Origin of the sequence: Psychrobacter sp. UBA3483 (genome assembly GCF_002377905.1) — a bacterium.
Taxonomy (GTDB): Bacteria; Pseudomonadota; Gammaproteobacteria; order Pseudomonadales; family Moraxellaceae; genus Psychrobacter.
This window is the reverse complement of sequence record NZ_DFQS01000037.1, coordinates 48,370-70,687: the sequence shown is the minus strand read 5'-3', so window position 1 is coordinate 70,687 and position 22,318 is coordinate 48,370. Positions and strand designations below refer to the sequence as shown.

Genomic DNA, 22,318 nt, shown 5'->3' with positions numbered 1-22,318 from the left:
ATCAACTAACAGTTAGTTATTATTGCCATAGGCATAACTATAATGATAGCTGTACTTACTTAATAATCCCTGCTGTACATCGTTGAGAATAATACCGTCTACTTTGATATTGGCTTTATTCATCTGATTAACTGCATAAACCACCTGACCTTCTATAGACTTATCGTAGCGAGCCACCATTAACACTTTATCTGCATACTGAGATAAAATCATAGCATCAGAAGCTGCCAATACTGGTGGCGAGTCGATAATAATATAATCATAATGCAAATTTAGCTCTTTCATCAAGTGATCAAAACTACCATTAGCCAATAATGATGCGGGATTACGTGGGTGCTGACCGCGTGGCATAAAATCAATATTATCTATACCAGTCGAATTGATAAAGCTTTCCAAATAACCTTCTTGATTAGCAACAACTTTTGATGCTTGAGTGTTATCTCTAGATAAATGAGTCTTATCTTGTGATAAATAATCCCCAAGACCATTATCTTGACTCATACTAAACATCTTATGCAGCTCACCCAAGCGCATATCAGCATCAATAATCAGGACTTTTTTATCTAACTGCGCAAAGACCTCGGTTAAGTTAGACGATATAAAAGACTTACCAACACCAGGACTTTCACCAGTAATGAGAATTACTTTAGCACGTTGGCCCGCCTGCCCTTGGACTGGCATGCCAAACATTAAATTTGTCCTTAAGCTTTTGATAGCTTCATAACTTAAGCTATTATTATCGACGTAAGCCAATAGTCTATTAGGCGCTTTCTTATTCTGACGTAGTCTGGTCAATAATGGTGAACGCGGCACTGTCGCTACCACAGGTACACCTGTTTTAGCTTCTAGACGTTCAGGGTCTTTGACTACATTTCTTAGCATGTTCTTAAGCAGTACGAGCATCGTTCCAAGCATGGTTCCTAAAAGCGTAGCCAAGATTATTATCAATAATTTTTTAGGCGCAATCGCTTTAAAGTTGTTGATAGGAAGATCAATAATACGGGCAAAACCAATTTGGCCAGCTTTAACAATTTTTAGCTGCTCATAGTTTTTGAGTAGAGTTAAATAAATCTCTCTGTTAATAGCACTATCAGCTGATAATTGTAAAAATTCTCTTTGAATCTCAGGTAAGCCCGCAATCGTATCGTCTATCTCATTTTTCCTATCGTTAAGTACTGCAAGCTGCTCATTGATTTGCATAACCAGTGGATGCTCTTCTGTGTAGAAGGTCGTAAGATCTGCTTTCTTTAATTTAAGCTCGTTGAGTTGAACATCAATTTGCGAGCTTTCTGTTAATAGTAATTCGGCTTCTTTACCTACGTCAATAGTGCCGTATTTTTTGCGAAACTCATTAAATATTGCTTCAGAATCCTCTAGCTTTTTCTTTAGGGTTGGAATCTGAGTTTCCATAAAACTAATGGTTTTGGTCGTTTCTTCAGAGCCACGCGACTGATTTTGATCAATATAAGATAAGACGATTTGTTTTAATATCAAGCTAGTCTGCTGCTGGTTAGCACCCGTCATAGAAAGCTGAACAATACCAGTTTGATTTCCCTTTTCAACCACAGATAAATCAGTATTTATCTGCTCTGTCGTTGTTTGGAGAGATTGCTTAGTAATATTAACTGGATATCCCTCAGCTGGCAGATCGTTAACCGTGATTTGAATCTGACCATCGGTTCCTCTAAATTGATGAGCCTTGCCAATCTGCCCTTTGAATTCGTCAAAGTCATTACTTAACACAAATCCTGTCGCAGAGCGTGTTAAGGTGAAAGGCTGATTTAAATACTCTTGTGAGACATTAAACTGACTGATCTCGACTTTACCATCCTCAGTTTTAAGAGAAACACCTTCAGGTTTATTGATTTGAGTATCAGTGCTATTACTTTTAATTCTATCGATAGCACTAATATTAGGGTCGGAAAGTCGGATACGCAAATGTAATAAATTAACCACAGGCTCTAATATCATACGAGATTTTATCAGCTCTGCTTCTGCCTCAGCTTTACTCGCTTGCGAACCAATTAACTCTGAAATATCAGCACCTAAAGCAGCAGCACCTTTAGAGTTTTCTTCAATTTGAATTATCGCATCTGATCTAAAAGTAGGATTGACATACCTGCTATATAAGACACCAACTATCAAGCCCAATATCGCAAAAAAAACAATGATCTTCCAGCCGCGCAAGATAGCAAATAGCAGCGCCATAAGATCAATTTCGTCATTATCTTCTTTAGAGGTAGAGTTTGATAAATTTTTTGAATCTGTATTCATAACGGTATGTTCATCACTTAAGGTTAGTCGTTTAATAGCAGCTTTTTAACTAATTTTGTCTGACCACTGCTCGAGACTATTAACAATATCTTGGTAAGCCGTCTCAAAGGCGCTCATTTCATGTTTATAGGGATCCGCAATGTCTTTATTCATCCAATGACCGAGCTTAAAGGTTTTACCACGGCAAAATGGCCAGCGCTCTTCAATCCACTTCGTTTGTCCATCTGACATAGTGAAAATAATATCAGCTGTTTTTACCAAATTTTCATCGATTTGTTTGGCTACATGATTGGTAATATCAATTTCTTGCTTAGCCATAATCTCTAACGCGGCAGGATCTGCAGAGTGACCAACTAAAGCCCCCACACCGGCAGAATCAATATTTTTATTTGGAAAGCGCTGTTTTAGTAGCGCTTCTGCCATAGGGCTACGACAAATATTACCCACACATACGACTAAAATATTATTAAACGCCATAACTATTATTACCTATAAGCCTGAAAGAACACTAACTGCTGAAGTCGATGGTAGTATGGCACTGATAACACGATTCCAACGCGTCAAGCCAGTAGGATCAACGTATACAATATCATTAGGATGCATCTGGAAACGATTGGCAAGCGCAAAGCTAGTAATCGTTTGCATATCTACATAGTAAATATCTGTCGTTCTCGTATTTAAATTGTCACGCACAACGTATATCTTAGCCGCATTTGCTGTATTAGAATCAAGACCCTTAGACTCACCTAAAACTTGCGCTAAACTGATGCCTTGCTCTTTAATAGGTACAGGCTCTACACGGCCAAACTCTCCTAAAACATATATCTTATTACGGTCTTGGCTATTCACATGAATAGAATCACCATCTTGTAAATATATCTGATTGGCAGACGTGCCAAGTTCGCGTAAGGACTGTAATCCAATATTGTAACTTATCCCTCTACGATTAAATACAATATTGTTCGAATCCCCCGTAGGTGTTGCCCCTCCTGCCATAGAGATTGCACTATATAGCGACACTGGTGCATCATTAATTGGGAATTCGCCCGGTTGTTTGACCTCCCCATCGATAAAGAATTTATTGCCACGATAGTTGACAATCTTTACCTGCGGGTCTGAATATTTAAGATAGCGTTGCAGTTGTTTCTGCAAATTAGCGGTAAACTGCGGCACGCTCATGCCACTGGCTTTAATACGCCCAACCAATGGGAACTGTACAAAACCTTGTTGATCAACAGGAAATCCCGAAACATAAGGGTTGCTGCTATCACTAGCCGCTAAAGGTGTTATATTCGGGTAGCCTGTCAGGACTATACTCAAAATATCGCCTTCAGCAATACGATACTCTGCTCGTCCAGAGCTTCGTATTAATTGAGCTAAATTACTATTTGGTATACCCGCTTGTTTCGGCGGTAATGTTGCTAGGTTCAAGGGCTGTATATTAAAGTGCAATCCATTTTCAGCAATGAATGTACCATTAGGTGGTAGCTCACCTGCTTGCAAGCCAGCATTGATACTAGAGCAACCCGTAAGTATGCTAATTGCCAGTACAGATGCCACACTTAATAACTTTGATGAATTGAAAAACATAGAGAAACCTTTATAAATCACAGATATAAGCAGCGTCTAGCAACTAGCGCAATTTAGACAACCATAATCGATTATTACATTAACTATAAAAAAACAAGGCAATAATACCATAGCTGGTTAAAGATTGGACAGATAAGGTAAATTTTTTGGTGAAATTAGATAAGGGTAACAATCAATTTATATCTATTTTTCGTCAGATATAGAATCTCGATTGAATTTATAGTCACATAATAAGGCCTAACTTACCAATAATGTGAGCCTCAAAAGCTTTCTCTTTAACATCACTTCGATAAATAGCGTATAATAGTCAGTCCAAATTTATACATTGAGAAATGTAAACCCACCGACTCAAGGTTATCCTTATGAAAGATGAAAAACTGCAAAAAGCCCTCGCTCGCATGGGGCTTGGCTCACGTCGGCAGATGGAAGAAGTCATTAAAGCAGGTCGTGTGACCGTTAATAATGGACCTGCGACCATCGGTGACCGCGTTGAACAAGGCGATGAGATCCGTGTTGACGGTCGTCAGATCAAATATACGGCCGAAAATGAAAAACGCCGTCGCGTCTTGGCGTATTACAAGCCGGAAGGCGAAGTATGCTCTGCCAATGACCCAGAAGGCCGTCCAACCGTTTTTGAGCGTTTACCAAAACTGACTCATGATCGCTGGGTTATGGTTGGGCGCTTGGATATTAACTCGACTGGTCTGTTATTATTTACCAATGATGGCGAGATGGCGCACCGATTGATGCACCCGTCTAGTGAAGTAACACGCGAATATGCCGTACGTGTACTTGGTGAAGTCACTCCTGGTATCGCCCGTACGTTGACCGCTGGCGTTATGCTAGAAGATGGTATGGCACAGTTTGAAGATATCAAAGAAGGCGGCGGTGAAGGTGTCAATAAATGGTATCACGTCAGGCTAAAAGAAGGTCGTAACCGCGAAGTGCGCCGATTGTTTGAATCGCAAGGTCTTAAAGTGAGCCGTCTATTACGTACGCGTTATGGGTCGATTGCGCTACCAAAAGAACTGCGTACCGGTCGCTTCTTAGAGTTGGACAAAAAAGACATCAATACCTTAACCGATTTGGTCAGCTTACGACCACGTCACGGTACTGGATTGCATGGTGCAGCTAAAGAAAAGCAAGAACGTATCAAAAACAAGCCACTTAAAGCACGCCGTGTTGACAGTCGTAGCGATAACCGTCCTAGCAGTGCAAAACCTAAAAGCAGTGGCAGTCCTGCCAGTCGCGGTTCACGTAATACTCGTGACCGTAACAACAAGCGTTAATCAGTCACGGATTAATCTTAGCTGATAAAAAGCGGTCAATGATTGATTCATTGACCGCTTTTTTATACGTTTTTTAAGACTATCACTAACTTAAGGCTTAGTCGTTATGACTATGAATATAATTTTTCATCACTCTTAATTCTTGTAGATGTTGCTCTTCCATTCGCTCTAATAGCCCATCTAAACGCTGCTCAATGCTGTCCAATACCTCTTGTAACAGCCTACTTGCCTCAGCCTGCGTCTCTCCATTTTTAGTAGGATTGCTTACATTGATAGTTACTAAATGATAATGACTGGCCAACATTTCGGGTAAGCGGGTATGCAGCATTTTATGTAAGACGAATTGTGACTCGTCAATAACTGAAGTTACATTTTGCGCTTCTAACTCGTTTTGGTAGTTGTGATAATTGGCTACCTTTTTATCAATGTGCTGCAATTGGCGCAGCTGCTTATCAGATAAAGCTTCTAGATGTTTTTTATTTAAATCTAGCTGTCGCCAATTAAGAGAAGTTAACAACAAGGGCGCATTACTATCTTGATAAATCAGCACCCCTGGAGTAATACCAACCATTTTATGCAATGCATGCCAGCCCTTTCTACCCAAATAAAAGACGCTGACAGTGGTAACCACACCAATGCCTAGTAATATACTCATCTCACTTTACTCTTCTTTCGACTTAATTCAGCATAACCATTTATACTTGGGATATTATCATCTCACATTTATAGCTTAATATTTTCTACATCAGTTTCTTTATTAGCTGAGTTTTCAATTGCTTGGACTTCAGCAGCGCTATTATCAATTTGTTTTAGTCTAGAATTGCTGGTTGGGTTATTAAAACGCTGCTGCAAATATCGATTGGTCGCCAGCAGCTTTTGTCCATCTTGATGATAGGACGCATTGAGCAAGTCATCAAACTGAGTATTAATCGTCCTAAGCACTTCTAATAGCGCCTCTTTACCGGTGACATCAGAGTGCTTAATTTTCGTGGTATCAGCAAGTGCACTGCTCCCTACATCTAAGTCATGCAAGCGGCGATAATCGGCTACCGCTAGTGGCACATGCCTATCCATTAAATTTTGAATCATAACGTAGGTTTCATTGACGGTATCTTTATCATCAATTTTACCATCGTTATTGGTATCGCCATAAATAACCCGCAGCTTTTCGCCTTTGTCATTGATTTGATCAAGCGCTGTTTTGACCTCAACTGGCAAGCTTTTTTCAGGAATATAACCCAATTGCGGCATCGCTTTATACTCAAGCATTTTGGGCGCAGTGACTTTTTTGATACCACGATATCCAAGGTACAACCCAGCTGCTGGCAGCACGCCATATAAAATAAACATCACGAACATCGCAGTCAGTTGGGTCATTAGGGTATCCTTGTTGTTTAGTAAAAATGCTTAGCAGGAACGTTTGGCAAAATTATTGTTATTTTAGAAAATACTCAATGGTTATTATTAAACAAAAAAATAAGACTGTATTAAAGCCTTATATTGTTATGTATTGAGCCGATCGTGTTTAATGATGATAACTGGCTTTCGATAAAACCTTCTAAAGACATATTAACTTTGCGTACGGCTTTTGACATAACGGTGCGTTGAAGCCAGTTTATTCATCACCGTTTGATGTAACTCATCTAGCAATTCATCAAGCTCGTAATCAATGTCTAAAAACAAATCAGTCAGCATATCACCGGCGGTCATTTTGCCTTGCACCACAGTGTTCTTCGTGCGATGCGGACTAAAACGTTGTAGCTGCTCATAGTGATGTAGCGCCTCAGGGATACTTTCAGACACCAGCTTATCGATAACAAACTGGCGCTCATTATGTTGCTGCTGTTGCTCAGCGTTGAGCTCGCTACTCCATTCACGGTAGCGCTTTAGCTTACTATTAATCCGGTCTAATATGGCGACCGCTTCAATCGGCATGGCATTTAGGGTGGCTGCATCGACCACATCAACAAGCTCAGTCATAATCGGACAGCGTCCATGTTTGAGATACCATAAGGTATCTGGGTCAAAAGGAGGTCTATTAGTAGGACGCATTTGGGCGCGATTGGATAGATAGCGATCGGTCAAAGGCGTCGGCATTCGGATATCACTCACTTGCGCCAAGGCGTCACAAATACGTTCAGTACGCTGTGGCTCTGTCAGTGACGATGCACTAGAAGTTGCAGCTTTAAGTGCTGGAGAATTGACCTCTTCCTGCTTCTTACCCTTGCTATTACTCCCAATGTTATTATTAGCAGTGTCATTAGCAATGCGACTAGCAGCAGCTTGCTGAGCATTTTTGGCAGCGATGGTTGGCAGGTCATCTTGAGCTTGCCCAAATGACTGTAGCATTCTTGTCAAACTTATGACCATGACCTATTCTGCTCCTCGCTTATTCTTTATAAGTTGCTGACCACTGATGACTTCTTACCATCTATTGCAGTACACATATTGCATTCGACCATTTTATCACTTATCTTAACAGCTTTTTTCGGCACTGCCAGTAAGCAAACGTCACCGTTTTGATTCTTAAAGGATAAGCCAACCATCATGAATATTACCGATTATAGAGCCGGTTTTTTGCTTGGTTTATCCCTGATTATCGCTATTGGTTCGCAAAACGCTTTTGTCCTCAAACAAGGGTTAAAACGCGAGCACATATTTTTCGTCTGCTTATTTTGCGCCGTCAGTGACGCGATTTTAATTTCTGCTGGTGTCGCTGGCTTCGGTGCGGTCACAGCGCAATATCCACAAGTTGTGAACATCGCTAAAATTGCTGGCGTTATCTTCTTGCTAGGCTATGGACTGCAAAGCTTATATGCCAGCGTACGCCTATCGCATGCGCTCACTGTCGATGGTCAAGTAGTCACCAGTTTAAAAAAAGCCCTGTTATTATGCTTTGGTTTTACTTGGCTTAACCCGCACGTCTATCTAGATACATTGGTGCTGGTCGGCATGGTTTCAACCGGTGCTAGTAGTAAATTGGCCTTTGCAGTTGGCGCAGTCAGTGCGTCATTCTTTTTCTTTTTTGCCTTGGGCTACGGCGCGCGCCTGCTCAGACCTTTATTTGCCAAACCAAAAGCTTGGAATATATTGGACGCTTTAGTAGGGTTCTTAATGCTGTATTTGGCTTGGCATTTATACCAAAGCTAACAGCTTATTTAGTTTATTAACGCTAAAAACGAAAAAACCAAATACGCTATGAAACGTATTTGGTTCTTTTATTTATCAGGTTAGACTCAAGACACTTTTTTACGCTTTTTAGGTTTAACAAAGGTTAAGTTTAAAAAGTGCTCAAGCGAATCATCGAGAATATCCAACCAAGGCTCTGGCAATTTAGGTGACATGGTCCCCGTCAAAGTAGAACGATAGGCCTTTTCTCGAAAGGTCATGATGTTCTCGGCTTTGTCCTTTTGCCATTCTTTTAAAATTTCGCCCTGCTTTTCAACGGCAAATTCTGGATAATCGGTAGTATTGGTTAAGTCACGAATATAAGCGGCTTGAAAGTCGATTGAATCACTGACCGTCACGCATTTGGCATAGGTTGCGAGCCATTTTTGCTCATCTTCTTCACGTGCTGCCAAATCAGGCAATTTGATATCACCCATAATCACATCACGTGCATACCACGCTTGCGCATCGAACATATTAAAGGTGAAATATTGGTCTTGCATACCTAAGTAAATCAGCTTTGGGTTCGGCTGCCAAAAGATACCTTTATAAAGGTTGGCTGGATACAAGCAGTTATGCGTCTGCAAACGTAGCTCATCTGGCATAAACGGGAAATGGAACAAGTAACCGGTGCACATGATGATGGCGTCAAATTTTTGGCTGGTACCATCGGCAAAGTGCGCGACATCGTCTTCAAAATGCGTCACTAACGGCACTTCTTTTATGCCTTCAGGCCACTCATAACCAAGCGGTTGACTACGATAACTGATGGTCACTGACTTGGTGCCATACTTATAGCACTGGGTACCGATATCTTCGGCAGAATAGCTACTACCTACCAGTAAAATGTCTTCATCTTTAAATTCTAGCGCGTCGCGGAAATCATGCGCGTGCAGGATACGGCCTGGGAAGGCTTCTAAACCGTCAAAATACGGCATATTTGGTGTTGAGAAATGACCCGTTGCTACCACCACATAATCAAACTCTTCTACTTCTTGCTCATCGGTTTTATGATTCATCACCGTCACGGTGAATTTTTGCGTGTCATCATCAAATGACACCCAACGTACAGGGCACTCAAATCGAATATATTTTTGGATGTCTTGTTTATCGATACGACCCATGATGTAGTCTTTTAAGACTTCACGCGGCGGATACGATGGGATGGCTTCACCGAAGTGTTCATCAAACGAATAATCGGCAAATTCTAAGCATTCTTTGGGGCCATTCGACCATAAATAGCGGTACATACTGCCGTGAACGGGTTCACCGTTTCTATCTAAACCAGTACGCCAACTGTAATTCCACATACCACCAATGGCGTTTTGCTTTTCATAACATATTATTTCAGGTAAGTCCTTTACCCCCGCTAAACGAGCCGCTTCAAAGGCACGTAACTGCGCCAAACCGCTTGGACCTGCACCTAAAATTGCAATTCTTTTCTTACTCAAAACATACTCCTATAATATTGTTGTACCCCTATTATAACATATTTGTATGGATGACGTTTTGATAGCAGACTTTTGGTGATTAATCGAAATTCGTATAGGTATTACTAAGCTTAAAAAAGCAGTTATAAAACAACCTTTTAAGTTAGAATTACAGTATTTTTTGAAAAAAGTAGGTTTTTCTTGATAGTAACTTGAGGAATTTAATAACCCAGCGGCTATGCTTTTCTACATAGCCTAAAAATCGGAGGTTTTAAATATATGAGAATATAGTTCGTGCGAGCGGTGAAGTTAAAGCGCTAGATAAAGTTAATTAAGTAGAGAAAAATAAGACTTACATCAAATCAGGAAATAAGGTACGTAATCCATTAACAATAATTTCAATAGAAACTGCCGCGAGTAACATGCCCATAATACGGCTCATGATATTAAGTCCGGTATCACCCAATAGACGACTGATACGGCCGGCTGCCATCAGCGCCACATAACAAAATAAGCTGATAAATAACCCAGCAATCAAAATAGCAGAGACTTGCAAAATACCAGTGACCTGTGATGAATAGATAATCACCGTCGAGATACCGCCAGGTCCAATCATCATGGGAATAGCAATCGGCACCACCGCTGCAGCCATCGTCGGCGGCGCGCCGTGCAAATGGTCAACATCGAAATTTTCTTGATCAGGCTTAACCGGGTTGCCTTCGCCATTCATCATATTCAGGGCGATTAAAAATACCAAGATACCACCTGCCAACTGGAACGAACCAATCGAGATACCCAACGCTTTTAGCAACGTCTCACCTGCTAAGGTAAAAAAGCTGATAGTGATAAAAATCGTTAGACAAGCCACGCGCGCCACTTTACGGCGATTATTTAGCGAGTAGCCGTGAGTTGAATCCAAAAACAACGTCAAGGCGCCAAAGGGATTAATCAGTACCATAAAGGCTAAGATTATCTTGATAATTTCAGTATCCACTGAGCGCTCGCTTATCTATTGGTCAAATCGGTCAAAAGATAAGGTCATTATGCACAAGTACAGGCACAGGCAAAGACGACCTTATAATCGGTAGCAGCGGCATTGTAGCATAGGCAGATAAGCCTATTAAATCATTAACTTCGCTTAATTCCCCGCCCTTACCAATTCAATAGCATATCCGTACAAATCTGCCCTTTTAATCACCTATTTAATCGATACCTATGCCATAAAATTAGTCAAAAGCTTTAGCATCGATTTAGGCCAACCGTTAATCTTAAGCACTAAAATCCAGACCAATATCTAGTGCCGTAGTGCTGTGGGTTAAATACCCCATGGCAATGAAATCAACGCCCGTTTTGGCCACTGCTTGCACGGTTTCAGGCGTGATACCACCAGAGGCTTCGGTTTTGGCGCGACCTTTACACATGGCGACCGCCTGCGATAAAACTTCAGGTGGCATATTATCTAAAAGCACCAAACTCACGCCAGCCTCTAGCGCTTGCTCTAACTGATCCAAGGTATCGACTTCGACTTCTATCGGAATAAGATGCCCGGCAAAGTCTTGCGCTTGCTGAATAGCAGTTTTGATGTCACCGGCGATAGCGATATGGTTGTCTTTGATTAAAATTGCATCATCTAAGCCCAAGCGATGATTGCGCCCGCCGCCGCAGCGTACCGCGTATTTTTGCACAATGCGCAGTCCAGGAATGGTTTTACGCGTACAGGTAATTTGTGCAGGATACTCTGCCACACTATCGACAATTTTTTTGGTGTCTGTCGCAATACCACTGAGATGGGTCATAAAGTTAAGCGCCGTACGTTCTGCGGTTAGTAAATTTCGCGCGTTACCTCGGACTGTCGCCAGTACTGTACCCGCCTCGACCGTTAAACCGTCATTGACTTGCGCTATAAACTCGATTTGCTCGTCAATCAAAGCAAAAGACAAACGCGCTAAATCCATCCCACATATCACGCCTGCTTGCCGCGCTTTAATCTGTAGTTGCGCTTGCATATCTACTGGTATAGTCGCTTGTGAAGTCACATCACCGCGCCTGCCTAAATCTTCCGTTAAGGCAACTTCCACCAAAGGTTTAAGCAATACTTCAGCCAATGCTGGCTCTTGTTTAACTGTCATGTTTGACCCTTATTTTTGCCTGAAATTTATATGCGTTTGATACACTTAAGAAAACGTCTTTTAATTAAACTCAAAATGAGCATAAATATAGCGCAAAGTGCAAAGCCTCGCAAGAAAAGGGTGTAAATTAATAAAATTAACCAATATGATTTCGCTTTGATAGGAGTATTTAGCTTCAGTATAGGAAGGCTTATGCAGTTGATGCTATTTACGTTTAGGCAATTTACTATCCATCAGTAAGCTTTGTAGCTCAATATCATGGCGGAAGCGATAGAGCTTGGCAGGTCGACCGCGCTGAGCGCTACTACTCCGACCCGTCTCCGTGACAAGGTTCTGCGCATCAAGTAGACGGCGGAAGTTTTGTTTATGTAAAGGGACGCCTGAGAGCGCTTCGACGCTTTGTTGCAGCTGCGATAAGGTAAACACGTCCGGCATCAAACCAAAGATAAGTGGTCGATATTCAATTTTTGCCCGCAGCCTTGAGATGGCAGTGGCAATGACGCGGCGATGGTCGTAATACATCGGTACGCCGATTAACTGCGACCAATTTGTCGGCAATTTCAATTGGTAACTTGGTGGATAAGTCGACGCTTCAGGGATTAACCCTGCTTCATAAAGCATCTCATAACGCAGCAGTACATGCTCAGCCACCCATTCTCTATTTTCATAAGCTTTATCAGTATTGAGTGCTTTGTCGGTATCTTTGAGATTATCAACGGCTAAGATTTGCTCACTGATTCCCCAGCATAAACCAATGCGCTGAAGGCGGCGCTGCTGCACGACCGTTTCTGCGGCGCTATCGGCCCAGCTTAATAACGCCGGCACAATATGATTCATAATCATACTCGGCATACCGTCCAAGTGATTTTCCCACGGGAAATAATCGTACCAATCGCGCCATAATGCTTGGCTTGGCAGCTCCTGCATTTGCGCTTCTTGTACCAACCCTAGGTAGCTCACATACACCAGCGCATGCCCATCGACATTGCGGCGATTGGTATCGACAAAGGTATATAACTGCTCCAAATAACCAAGCGGCTGCTGCGTTTGCTCCTCGACCCATTGACGTACGCCCGCTTGCAAAGAGCGATGTAATGGCATTAATGGCCCATTGGGCAAAAGCTTACCTTGGTCAACCGTCAAAACGCGCGCGGTGTGCTCAGTAATCGCTACCAGCACGGCGACCACTTCTGTCGTGCCGCTACCTTGTTGATGCGAATGCGAATAAGACAACGTCATGGCTTTAAAGGTTTCCTTTATGTTTAAACGTAAAATGAGCGTTTTAAAATGAAGTGTTTCTAACCATGCTTAGTATAGCGTGAATCGAAAACTATCATAGCCTGCCGTTGTAAATAGACATTATTGACGGCAATAAAAGAGATAGCCAGCAAAGTAAGTCTTGACGAATTATGTATCACTTTAAAATAAGATTATAAAAAATACTTGTATTTATGCTCAAAATGAGCATAATTATTAAAACTCGTTATTTACACATATTTTACTGACTCACTTTTAGCGGCTATTGGTTTGCCGTTATCGCAGCAAAGGTTTGCACTTATGAAAACTTATCCATACGACGCGCCAATCATGAGCACTGATAATCGCATTGCGACTCAGATGAATATCGAATACGCCAAAGCTAAAATCCCAGCGGATTTGCCACGTGCAGAACGACTTGTGGTTGAAGAGAATATTAAGCAGCTATTAAAAGAGCATAACGCGGTATTGGTCGCGCACTACTATGTCGATCCTTTTATTCAAGATTTGGCATTAGCAACTGGCGGCTGTGTGGGGGATTCGCTAGAGATGGCGCGCTTTGGGCAAGCGCATAGTGCGCAGACATTGGTCGTCGCTGGCGTCCGCTTTATGGGTGAGTCGGCGAAAATTTTAAGTATGGAAAAAACGGTACTGATGCCAGATTTGGAAGCGGAGTGTTCGCTAGATTTGGGCTGCCCTGCTGATGAGTTCTCGGCGTTTTGTGATGCTCACCCTGAGCGTACGGTGGTGGTTTATGCCAATACCAGTGCTGCTGTAAAAGCGCGCGCTGATTGGGTCGTAACTTCTTCGGTTGGTATCGATATCGTCCGTCATTTGCATGCCAAAGGTGAGCCTATCATTTGGGGCCCTGACCGCCATTTGGGTAAATACATCGCGCAAGAGACTGGCGCCGATATGCTGCTCTGGCAAGGATCATGCCTCGTGCATAATGAGTTTAAAGCGACCGAGTTGCTACAATTAAAAGAGGAAAACCCAGACGCCAAAGTATTGGTGCATCCTGAGTCACCTGATAGTGTCGTAGCGCTGGCCGATGTGGTCGGTTCAACCAGTAAGCTGTTGCAATCAACGTATGAGATGGATGCCGATACCTTTATCGTTGCCACAGATTTGGGTATCTTGCACGAGATGCAAAAGCGCTCGCCAAATAAACGTTTCTTAGCTGCGCCGACTGCTGGTGAAAGCGCCAGTTGTAAGAGTTGTGCTTTTTGCCCGTGGATGGCGATGAATGGCCTAAAAGGAATTGAGCAATGTCTGTCTCAGCGTAGCGGTGAAGTGCTCATGACGCCTGAGCTGGCGACAGCTGCCAAAAAACCACTCCAACGTATGCTTGATTTTGCTGAAGCGCAAAAGCAGCGTGTGGCTGCAAGTGGTGACATTGTCAAAGACCGCGAATTATTTGCCAATGTTGGAGCGGCGTAATATGAACGAGGCATGGTCAGCTGATAAGATAAAGACTAATAATGCTGAGGATACTGTCCAGACAGACGTCCTTATCATTGGTGCTGGCCTTGCAGGACTAAGTACTGCTCTTGCCTTACCAACATCGCTAAGTGTGACAGTATTAAGTAAAGCAGCAATAGATGTTTGCTCAAGCCATTATGCCCAAGGCGGTGTTGCAGCCAGTCTAGATAAGAATGACCGTGTCGCTGATCATATCGCTGATACACTCATCGCTGGCGCAGGATTATGTGAGACTGATAACACCACTAATATCCTCAGTGCCGGGCAACAAGCCGTACAGTGGCTGTGTGAGCAAGGCGTACCTTTTACTCAGATTCCCCAGCAAGAATCAGCAAGTCATATAAAATCGGGCTTCGAACTCTCTCACTTACATCTGACCAAAGAAGGCGGTCATGGCTGTCGGCGAGTTGCACATGCCGATGATGCAACTGGTCGGCATATCATGGAAGCCTTGACTCTAAAAGTGCAAGCTGCATCCAATATTACTATCTTGCCCTACCATGAAGCACTGAGCCTTTTAAAAAATAACGCTAATCACAATAAGCAATGCCAAGGTGCGCGTGTTTTTGATCATGTCAATCAACGTAAACTCACCTTTCGTAGTCACGCTGTCGTATTAGCGAGTGGCGGTTTAGGACAGCTGTTTAAACGCGCTAGTGCGCCGAATGTCTGTGTCGGCGATGGCGTGATGATGGCATGGCAAGCAGGTTGCCGCTTGGCCAATCTAGAATTTATCCAATTTCATCCAACCGGCTTAGCCTTAAATGACAGTAGCTTTCTAATATCCGAAGCACTGCGTGGTGAAGGTGGGCGGCTATATTGTCCACAAACGGGCAAACGTTTTATGCTAGAGGTCGATACACGCGCCGAGCTGGCACCAAGAGACATCGTCGCCCGTGTAATCGCTGAGCAAATTAATAAGAATGGACTTGGCTATGTACATCTTGATGTCAGTCACTTGCCAGCGACGTTTTTACAAGAGCATTTTCCGCAAATTGATCAAACACTACTAGAGCTTGGCATTGATATTACTACTGACCCCATTCCTGTTGCCCCTACCGCTCACTATAGCTGCGGCGGCGTAGTGACGTCTGCCAATGGTTTGACCGATGTAACAGGGCTTTATGCCGCAGGCGAAGTTGCTTATACAGGTCTGCATGGGGCAAACCGCTTAGCGAGTAACTCTCTATTAGAATGTGTGGTCGTTGGGCGCAATATCGCTGCTGACTTGCCACGCTATCTAAGAGCAACTGAAAAGCTAGATATAACGTCAATTTATGCTAATTCAGACCAATCAATCCATGATATTTGGACAGCGCCAACGCTTCGAGATTGTCAGCGCATTACTTTGCCATCGTCTATTGAATGTGAAAGTAGGTGTAATGAAAATGACAATCATAACATCAACGTCAATATAAATGCTGATATCACTGGAATAACTGTAGAACTAAAAGCTTTGATGACCTCTCATATGGGCATTACCCGTGATGCCCAGCAATTAGAACAAGCACTTTTACAAATACAACAATGGCAACAATGGCAACAACAACTTAACGGCTACGACTCTAATCAACTAGCTATCGATCATAAAGACAACGCTACTATTCTAAATGAGCTGCCCTACTTTCAATTAGCAAGACAGTTGCAATTAGCGACCTTGATTATACAATCTGCTTATCAGCGTCATGAGAGCCGCGGTGGGCATTACCGCAAGGATTATCCCAACTTAACAAGCACACCTCGGACGAGTGTGATTGAGCCATTATCAAAGTTGAAAGAAGGTGGTATTGATTGGTTAATTCAGCCTATAATCGATGATACAGAGGCTGGATCGGTATATACAGTTGCTAACGCCTAACAGCAGTTAAACGTTGCCACTTCAGCCATAAAAAAACGGTGGATTACCGTTCTCTATCGACCTCAAAGTGCTAAAAACATGGCTTCTGACTTACGGTTTGTGATGGTTCTAATGCTAGTCGTAAGTTCGGTTTGGGCTATGCTTGCCCTACCTCGCTTGCGTCAGCGCTTACCGAAAATCTATCTTATAGCACGCTCATGGTGGCTCATGTTAGCAGCGCTTTGCGCTTGTTATGTAATCGCTAAGATAACTGATAATAGTCAACACCTACACTCTCGCACATACCCCTATCAGTGGCTGCTCATCGCTTTTTTCTTGTTGATTGGTGTGCGTGGCGGCTACGAGATTAAACGATTATGGCACCTACCTAGCAAAGCTAGGCTTATTAGTAAGCTTCAAGCGCGTGGCTTGCAACCAAATACTCAGCCTTTTATCAAAACGCCTTCTGATTCTAAGCAAACCTATACACGTTTAAATCTTTTAGACTTGCTGTTTAGTTCTGTCTTTATTGCATTGATTATCAGCTTGATTGCCTTACAGCAATTAACGTGGCAGCGCGAACAATATGGCATTTTGTTTTTTGTATTATTCGCCAGCCAATTTAATGATATTGCCCAATATCTATGCGGACGATTGCTGGGTCACAAAATCTTTAAGCGCGGTCTTGCTCCCACCATCAGCCCAAATAAAAGTATCGAAGGTGCTCTCTTTGGCAGTGTGTTAGCAGCGATATTGGCCACACTATTAGGCATTTGGCTCACTTCTTTTAGCTGGTGGGTTTGCTTGTTGGCCGCCTATGGTTTAGCAGTAAGTGGTATCGCTGGAGATTTATTAGAATCCGCCTTTAAACGTCAGCACGGCGTAAAAGACACGGGTACTATGCTCGCTGGACATGGCGGCGTATTGGATAGAATAGATAGCTTGCTGATTGGTCTGCCATTATTTACCTTGTTTTATTGGCTGCTCGGCTAAGCTGTTATCAAGTGGTTTTATCCAATTTATTGCGCAATATCCAGTTAAGCAAAGGCTTAGGTAAATGGTTTAGCGCCCGAGTGATATAGCGCATAGAGCGTGGAAATATGGCCAGCTCGATATCTTTATCAACTGCTTGCATAATCTTCTCAACCGCCGTTTGTGTCTTTATTATAAATGGCTTATGGCTAGCATCACCATTATTCAAATCACGTAATGCTTGGGTATCGATATAGCCCGAGGCGATGCAATTTACTTGAATACGATAAGGCGCAAGTGCTGCACGATAGGCGCTAGCATTGGCAATCATCGCACGTTTGCTTTTGGCATAAAGACTGGCGTAAGGATAATCGATAGTACCTGCTATAGAAGCAATACAAATTAGGCTTAGGCTGCTGTTTTCGTTGATATCCAACGCACAGCTTTGCCGCCTTAATTGCTCACTTGCCCATCTAAAAACCTGCTCAAACGCTTGCAGATTAATCGCGAGCATTTGATTACTGTCTGCTTGACTCAGATGGTGAACACGCTCATTAGTATAACTACCCGCACTATAAACTACTCTTTGAAAACTGATATCTGACAAGCTCTCTAACAAACTTTGTGTTTGCGCGTTATCAGTCAAATCACAGCAATAAGTAACAATATCGGGGTACTGACTATTGAGACGGTCTATCTTTGCCGTGCTATGACCAACCACGCTCACTTGCCAGTCAAGCGCCTGATGATGCAGCGCCAATGCCAAACCAAGTCCACTGGTACCACCAACGACGATAATGTGTGGTTTATCTATTGAGGCGGGCTTTGTGGCATTCTTCATAGGCTATGCTGTTGTATATAGTCAGTGGTTCGCTGACAGCCATACCGCCATTGCGCCTGCATTTGCCGCACAAAGCCATCATAGTCACTGTGGATGAGCTCAACGGTCATTTGTCTGATGTTAAAACGCTTTTGTACATGCTGTCTTGCCAACTGCTGAGCATTATCTGCAAAAGGTAACCAATGTGGTTGATTCACTCGAGGACTGGTTTTAACAGAATCAGCGCGTGGCAGCGTTTCTGTTGAATCAAAACCCTGCACCTGTGCCAAACGCTCGTTGGGGTCAAAACCAAAAACACGTTGAATGGCTGGTGCGGCAAGCCATGAATCATAACCTGCCTTGGTTTCTGCAAATACGCTATGACCCAATTGACACGCCAGCTCAATGGGTGTGAGATTAATCACTCCGCCCAAACACCAACCAAGGGCTGCAATATGCGTCGGTGGTAAGTAATACATATCTGCCATAGAAGCACGAATCGCAGGGGCAAAATCCCATTTGGTCAGCATTTTGACAGACTGATTGATACGTCCATTAGCAAATGTATGAGCCGGTGAATTCAGTTTTTCTGCGATGAGATCTAATGCTGCCAATCGCGGCGGGGCAAATAATAATTCTTGTAGCCTAAAATCATTGTGAACAGAATTACTAGCAGTAATCCCTTGATTAGCTGTTGGATACAGGCGGCTGGCGATAATGGCTATCTCTGGCGCGGTAGGATTACACAAATTATTATTGTGCTTGAGAGAAAAACCAGACAACTCGTCAAGCCATTGTTCCTCATTATCGACTCGAAACATCGCTAGCTGCTGCAATTCATCCAAAATCTGCTTATAGTTACCTGCTTGCTGCAGTCTTTGTCCGTTAGCTTTTTGTTTTGTGAGTCGCCAGCGCTTGAAAGCTTGAGCCATATAACGTATTTTTAAACGTTTATTGGCTTCGTCTGGCGCGACATGTCTGATGGCAGTAATGACACGATACAACTCACGACTGCACATGAGCTCCTGCAAATCCCTGGGATCGGGCGCTAAATTAACCAAATAAGCCGATAGACTACCACCGCAAGTGCCAACAATAATATCCGGCGTCAAATCATGAGCCACCAATGCCGCATAGCTACCTAAATAATAGCCAAAACGGGAACCGCCCCCTGAAAAAAGCTGCACACGCTCATAGGGTTTGGCATGCGTATTATTCATGATTGGATGAGGCGACTTTAATCGCTAGTGACACGGTAAAAATACCAAAGCGATCGATACGCATCGCTATTTTTCGAAAGCCAGCATTTTCAACCAACTGATCCATCTCTGCTTGTGAACGACAACGCATCACCCAATCGCTGCCACGATGATTGTTTAAGGTTTTACTGATAAATTCTTGTTCAGGATGCCAAGGCTGATTGGTATAAAGTAAATAACCACCAGATTTTAAACTATCGTAAATGCCCGCCAAAGCCGTCGTTGGTAGCATATTGTCAGAAAACAATTCAAAAACACCAGAGGCAATGGCGATATCAAATTTTGTTTCATCGACACTGCCAGTCTCTTCCTGCTCATTAATATAACTGGCAGGGTTAAAAGCATCTTTTTGACAGGCAATCACGCGATCAGCAATTTCTAGCTGCTGCGCTTTCGACTGTAAAGCTTGAATATTATGCTGCTCATAATCACGTAGCTCAGCATGCAAGTCTGTAAACTCTGTCAATAAATCAAACGCATAAAAGCCATGCCCACTAGCAATATCTAGCAATCTTGGTTGGTATAACTTAGCGCTATTTTGGTTCTTATCTTCAATATCTGCTAAAGCTTGACGTGCTAGCTCTAATATATGCTCACGGCGGATACGAATACCTTGCCAACCAATATTGTTTAAGTAAAATTTATCGACTGCCTGACCAAATTTATTCTGACCACTCGGCTGATTATAATAGACATGATCGAGCGAATGACCAGAATCAAAGCCATGCACAAGTCCAGTAGCAATGGCATCGCTGACATGACCAAATTTTTGCATGGCAAAGCGCGTAAGTGCAAAACTTGGATTAAAAGGCTTAATCGCTAAGCGATCAACCTTATCCTTACTGGCACTGTTTAGATGAGCGGCGCTCAAATCAGGCGCTTTAACGTCCGTACTGAATACCTGCTCAGCGAACTCAAGACAATCAGCGAAGACGTCTGCTTTATTGGTTTCATGAAAGATAGCATGATAGCTGTCTGGATATAATTGCCAACGCTTATTAGTCGTATTAATCGCCTCATAAAACTCACGTTCAGCCTGCTTATCGACCACATAATCCTTGCCTGCGCACAATACAAACGTCGGCACGGTAATTGCACCAGCATCATCGAGCAAGCGTTGACCCGTCGCATGAGTATCAATGAGCAAGTCAGTCGAGATACTATTGGAGATAAGCGGGTCGGCATTATAGGCTTGCTGCGCGTCTTTATCATGGGTCAGCACTTGCGCTTTGACGTAGCTGCTCACGCGTGACATCAAACCGAGTGCGCGTGCTACCTTTAAGGATGGTATGGCGAAGGGTAAATACAAACGAATCTTCAATGCAGGTGTACCCAAAATCATCCCGCGGATATTGGGCGCGTAATCATGTACCCATGCTGCCGCGAGTACCGCACCGATACTACTGGCGATGAGTAAAGTATCGTCAATGGCAATGCCAGTTTGTTCAACGACCAATTGCACAAAGTCGTTTAAATCGCGCTCTAGCTCAGTGACGCTCTCGGCGTGGTCTTTGATACCGCCTGAGCGCCCATTACCGCGTGCATCCCAAGCAAATACCTGATAGCCCGCCACGGAAAACTGCTGCCCCAACTCTTCCAATCGTCCTGAATGCTCGTGACCACGATGTAGCAGAATGACTTGGCGCTGTTGTGTGTGTTGCTGACTGGCTTGTTTTATAGCCTCTAAAGGCATCGTCAGCCAGTAACGATAATATATTGCCGTGCCATCATAAGCGTTATAACTGCTTTCACCATGAATAGTTTTGGGTGAGAACTGCTTTGATGAGAGTTTCTTTGATGACGTCTTTTGGGATGGGTCTTTATGATTACTATCGTTAAGCAGATTTATTTTATTTTCTGCATTATTAGAGGTCGCTGACATAATATTGGATTCCAAAAGAGAAGCATTAGTAGAAGAATGAGGTAAAGCGTTATGAGCGATGAAACCATCAATGACGCTAGGAGAAAATTCAACATGGTTGGAAATATTTGAATGATGACAAGTATTTAAGGCACTCAGTGTTGATTTCGGCACTGGCGGTTTACGCATTACGTATAAACTCGCCATGTAACTCAAGCGATTGAAGCAAGTTTTTAAGAGCATTGCTTCTGTCAGTATGGACAGCTGCCCTATTCTAATAGGTGATAGTGATAACGGTACTTTGACACCAACCAAGGTGCCAAGCACACCTAGCAAAAAAGCACGGTCACTTTTGCCCAAAGGCCCATGATTGGCTCGAGTACCTAGCGCTGTATGACTGGCTATACCCAGTAGCTCGGTACCAATACTAAGACCAATCAAGCCGACAATATGGCGCTGACTGTGAGATAGTTTTTCTGCGGTATTTATCAGCCCAACGGGCGTTGCTTGATTATCAACATGCGGCAACAGACTGGCTAATAATGCTATATCGGCAACAATATCGCCCACCTCATTAAGCACTTCACCAAGTTTGGATGCCTGCCCGTGCTCGCGCGCCATCATGCCATCAATAGCATTGAGCGCCATACGTACAAACAACGATGACGGCATTAACAGCCATAGCGCTTGATTTTTGGCTGCGGGCTTAGCTATCACATAGGCCGTTCCTACACTCAACAATACTGCTGACACCGTCACTTGGTTGGCGGTAACACCTTGCCCAGCTAGAGTATCGCTTATAGGACGCAATTGATCTTGGAATTGAGATTTGAGTTGATATAGCGACATAATACGTGCCAAAACCTTTGATGCCTTCAATGTAGCAACAAAAGTTTATCAGGTAAAGAATAACCAGCCATTTAGAGGTCATTTACCACTCAAACAACCGT

Annotated in this window: 18 protein-coding genes; 5 read left to right on the top strand and 13 right to left on the bottom strand. The window is 43.1% G+C overall.

The window, feature by feature from the left end:
- Nucleotides 1-12: 12 nt before the first annotated feature.
- Genes B2866_RS06345 through B2866_RS06335 form a run of 3 tightly spaced genes read right to left on the bottom strand, consistent with a single transcriptional unit; the run spans nucleotide 13 to nucleotide 3,864 of the window.
- The gene (locus tag B2866_RS06345) at nucleotides 13-2,274 is read right to left on the bottom strand and encodes a polysaccharide biosynthesis tyrosine autokinase (RefSeq protein WP_296191702.1); all 2,262 of its coding nucleotides are present in this window, start codon (nucleotides 2,272-2,274) and stop codon (nucleotides 13-15) included.
- A gap of 45 nt (nucleotides 2,275-2,319) precedes the next feature.
- Nucleotides 2,320-2,751: a low molecular weight protein-tyrosine-phosphatase gene (locus tag B2866_RS06340; protein ID WP_296191699.1), complete on the bottom strand. Its 432-nt coding sequence runs from the start codon at nucleotides 2,749-2,751 to the stop codon at nucleotides 2,320-2,322.
- A gap of 12 nt (nucleotides 2,752-2,763) precedes the next feature.
- Nucleotides 2,764-3,864: a polysaccharide biosynthesis/export family protein gene (locus B2866_RS06335; RefSeq protein WP_296191696.1), complete on the bottom strand. Its 1,101-nt coding sequence runs from the start codon at nucleotides 3,862-3,864 to the stop codon at nucleotides 2,764-2,766.
- Between the two features lie 362 nt (nucleotides 3,865-4,226).
- Between B2866_RS06335 and rluB the strand changes: the two genes are divergently transcribed.
- Nucleotides 4,227-5,153 carry a 23S rRNA pseudouridine(2605) synthase RluB gene (gene rluB / locus B2866_RS06330; RefSeq protein ID WP_296191690.1) on the top strand — a complete coding sequence of 309 codons (927 nt, stop codon included), beginning with the start codon at nucleotides 4,227-4,229 and terminating at the stop codon, nucleotides 5,151-5,153.
- Nucleotides 5,154-5,250: 97 nt separating this feature from the next.
- Here the strand turns inward: rluB and B2866_RS06325 are convergent, their stop codons facing one another.
- The 3 genes from B2866_RS06325 to B2866_RS06315 all read right to left on the bottom strand — a co-directional run bounded on the left by B2866_RS06325 (nucleotide 5,251) and on the right by B2866_RS06315 (nucleotide 7,523).
- Nucleotides 5,251-5,808 carry a hypothetical protein gene (locus B2866_RS06325; RefSeq protein WP_296191686.1) on the bottom strand — a complete coding sequence of 186 codons (558 nt, stop codon included), beginning with the start codon at nucleotides 5,806-5,808 and terminating at the stop codon, nucleotides 5,251-5,253.
- 68 nt (nucleotides 5,809-5,876) lie between these two features.
- A complete protein-coding gene (locus tag B2866_RS06320; RefSeq protein ID WP_296191684.1) occupies nucleotides 5,877-6,530 on the bottom strand; it encodes a hypothetical protein in 654 nt (217 codons plus the stop codon).
- A gap of 192 nt (nucleotides 6,531-6,722) precedes the next feature.
- Entirely contained in the window at nucleotides 6,723-7,523 is an 801-nt protein-coding gene (locus tag B2866_RS06315) for a hypothetical protein (protein WP_296191681.1), read from the bottom strand.
- Nucleotides 7,524-7,700: 177 nt separating this feature from the next.
- Here B2866_RS06315 and B2866_RS06310 point away from each other — a divergent pair, with 177 nt between their 5' ends.
- Nucleotides 7,701-8,303, top strand: a complete 603-nt coding sequence (locus B2866_RS06310; RefSeq protein ID WP_296191678.1) for a LysE/ArgO family amino acid transporter — start codon at nucleotides 7,701-7,703, stop codon at nucleotides 8,301-8,303.
- Nucleotides 8,304-8,389: 86 nt separating this feature from the next.
- Here the strand turns inward: B2866_RS06310 and B2866_RS06305 are convergent, their stop codons facing one another.
- The 4 genes from B2866_RS06305 to B2866_RS06290 all read right to left on the bottom strand — a co-directional run bounded on the left by B2866_RS06305 (nucleotide 8,390) and on the right by B2866_RS06290 (nucleotide 13,119).
- Nucleotides 8,390-9,772, bottom strand: a complete 1,383-nt coding sequence (locus B2866_RS06305) for an NAD(P)-binding domain-containing protein (protein ID WP_296191676.1) — start codon at nucleotides 9,770-9,772, stop codon at nucleotides 8,390-8,392.
- A 331-nt stretch (nucleotides 9,773-10,103) separates the two neighbouring features.
- On the bottom strand, nucleotides 10,104-10,745 hold the full coding sequence (locus B2866_RS06300; RefSeq protein WP_296191674.1) for a MarC family protein: 642 nt from the start codon (nucleotides 10,743-10,745) through the stop codon (nucleotides 10,104-10,106).
- Nucleotides 10,746-11,019: 274 nt separating this feature from the next.
- A complete protein-coding gene (nadC, locus tag B2866_RS06295; protein WP_296191673.1) occupies nucleotides 11,020-11,880 on the bottom strand; it encodes a carboxylating nicotinate-nucleotide diphosphorylase in 861 nt (286 codons plus the stop codon).
- Nucleotides 11,881-12,084: 204 nt separating this feature from the next.
- Complete coding sequence (locus tag B2866_RS06290) at nucleotides 12,085-13,119, bottom strand: NUDIX hydrolase (RefSeq protein ID WP_296191670.1); 1,035 nt, start codon at nucleotides 13,117-13,119, stop codon at nucleotides 12,085-12,087.
- 318 nt (nucleotides 13,120-13,437) lie between these two features.
- Here B2866_RS06290 and nadA point away from each other — a divergent pair, with 318 nt between their 5' ends.
- The 3 genes from nadA (at nucleotide 13,438) to B2866_RS06275 (ending at nucleotide 17,449) form a co-directional block, all read left to right on the top strand.
- Nucleotides 13,438-14,577 (top strand): quinolinate synthase NadA, encoded by a 1,140-nt coding sequence (gene nadA, locus B2866_RS06285; RefSeq protein WP_296191668.1) that lies wholly within the window; start codon nucleotides 13,438-13,440, stop codon nucleotides 14,575-14,577.
- Nucleotide 14,578: 1 nt separating this feature from the next.
- Nucleotides 14,579-16,477, top strand: coding sequence for an L-aspartate oxidase (gene nadB, locus B2866_RS06280; protein WP_296191663.1), 1,899 nt, complete (start codon nucleotides 14,579-14,581; stop codon nucleotides 16,475-16,477).
- Nucleotides 16,478-16,555: 78 nt separating this feature from the next.
- Nucleotides 16,556-17,449, top strand: a complete 894-nt coding sequence (locus B2866_RS06275) for a phosphatidate cytidylyltransferase (RefSeq protein ID WP_296191661.1) — start codon at nucleotides 16,556-16,558, stop codon at nucleotides 17,447-17,449.
- Nucleotides 17,450-17,456: 7 nt separating this feature from the next.
- On the opposite strand, the gene B2866_RS06270 is transcribed toward B2866_RS06275, so the two are convergent.
- The 3 genes from B2866_RS06270 to B2866_RS06260 are packed head-to-tail and all read right to left on the bottom strand — an operon-like array spanning nucleotide 17,457 to nucleotide 22,217.
- Nucleotides 17,457-18,269 (bottom strand): SDR family NAD(P)-dependent oxidoreductase, encoded by an 813-nt coding sequence (locus B2866_RS06270; protein ID WP_296191658.1) that lies wholly within the window; start codon nucleotides 18,267-18,269, stop codon nucleotides 17,457-17,459.
- Entirely contained in the window at nucleotides 18,266-19,468 is a 1,203-nt protein-coding gene (locus B2866_RS06265; RefSeq protein WP_296191655.1) for a patatin-like phospholipase family protein, read from the bottom strand. The genes B2866_RS06270 and B2866_RS06265 overlap by 4 nt, the downstream gene beginning before the upstream one ends.
- A complete protein-coding gene (locus B2866_RS06260) occupies nucleotides 19,461-22,217 on the bottom strand; it encodes an alpha/beta fold hydrolase (RefSeq protein ID WP_296191652.1) in 2,757 nt (918 codons plus the stop codon). Before B2866_RS06260 ends, B2866_RS06265 begins: the two co-directional genes overlap by 8 nt.
- Between the last annotated feature and the right edge of the window lie 101 nt (nucleotides 22,218-22,318).

Bases quoted from the DNA above. Each gene is read 5' to 3' on its own strand.
- B2866_RS06345 (WP_296191702.1), bottom strand. From the start codon at position 2,274: ATGAATACAGATTCAAAAAATTTATCAAACTCTACCTCTAAAGAAGAT.
- B2866_RS06340 (WP_296191699.1), bottom strand. From the start codon at position 2,751: ATGGCGTTTAATAATATTTTAGTCGTATGTGTGGGTAATATTTGTCGT.
- B2866_RS06335 (WP_296191696.1), bottom strand. From the start codon at position 3,864: ATGTTTTTCAATTCATCAAAGTTATTAAGTGTGGCATCTGTACTGGCA.
- rluB (WP_296191690.1), top strand. From the start codon at position 4,227: ATGAAAGATGAAAAACTGCAAAAAGCCCTCGCTCGCATGGGGCTTGGC.
- B2866_RS06325 (WP_296191686.1), bottom strand. From the start codon at position 5,808: ATGAGTATATTACTAGGCATTGGTGTGGTTACCACTGTCAGCGTCTTT.
- B2866_RS06320 (WP_296191684.1), bottom strand. From the start codon at position 6,530: ATGACCCAACTGACTGCGATGTTCGTGATGTTTATTTTATATGGCGTG.
- B2866_RS06315 (WP_296191681.1), bottom strand. From the start codon at position 7,523: ATGGTCATAAGTTTGACAAGAATGCTACAGTCATTTGGGCAAGCTCAA.
- B2866_RS06310 (WP_296191678.1), top strand. From the start codon at position 7,701: ATGAATATTACCGATTATAGAGCCGGTTTTTTGCTTGGTTTATCCCTG.
- nadC (WP_296191673.1), bottom strand. From the start codon at position 11,880: ATGACAGTTAAACAAGAGCCAGCATTGGCTGAAGTATTGCTTAAACCT.
- B2866_RS06290 (WP_296191670.1), bottom strand. From the start codon at position 13,119: ATGACGTTGTCTTATTCGCATTCGCATCAACAAGGTAGCGGCACGACA.
- nadA (WP_296191668.1), top strand. From the start codon at position 13,438: ATGAAAACTTATCCATACGACGCGCCAATCATGAGCACTGATAATCGC.
- nadB (WP_296191663.1), top strand. From the start codon at position 14,579: ATGAACGAGGCATGGTCAGCTGATAAGATAAAGACTAATAATGCTGAG.
- B2866_RS06275 (WP_296191661.1), top strand. From the start codon at position 16,556: ATGGCTTCTGACTTACGGTTTGTGATGGTTCTAATGCTAGTCGTAAGT.
- B2866_RS06270 (WP_296191658.1), bottom strand. From the start codon at position 18,269: ATGAAGAATGCCACAAAGCCCGCCTCAATAGATAAACCACACATTATC.
- B2866_RS06265 (WP_296191655.1), bottom strand. From the start codon at position 19,468: ATGAATAATACGCATGCCAAACCCTATGAGCGTGTGCAGCTTTTTTCA.
- B2866_RS06260 (WP_296191652.1), bottom strand. From the start codon at position 22,217: ATGTCGCTATATCAACTCAAATCTCAATTCCAAGATCAATTGCGTCCT.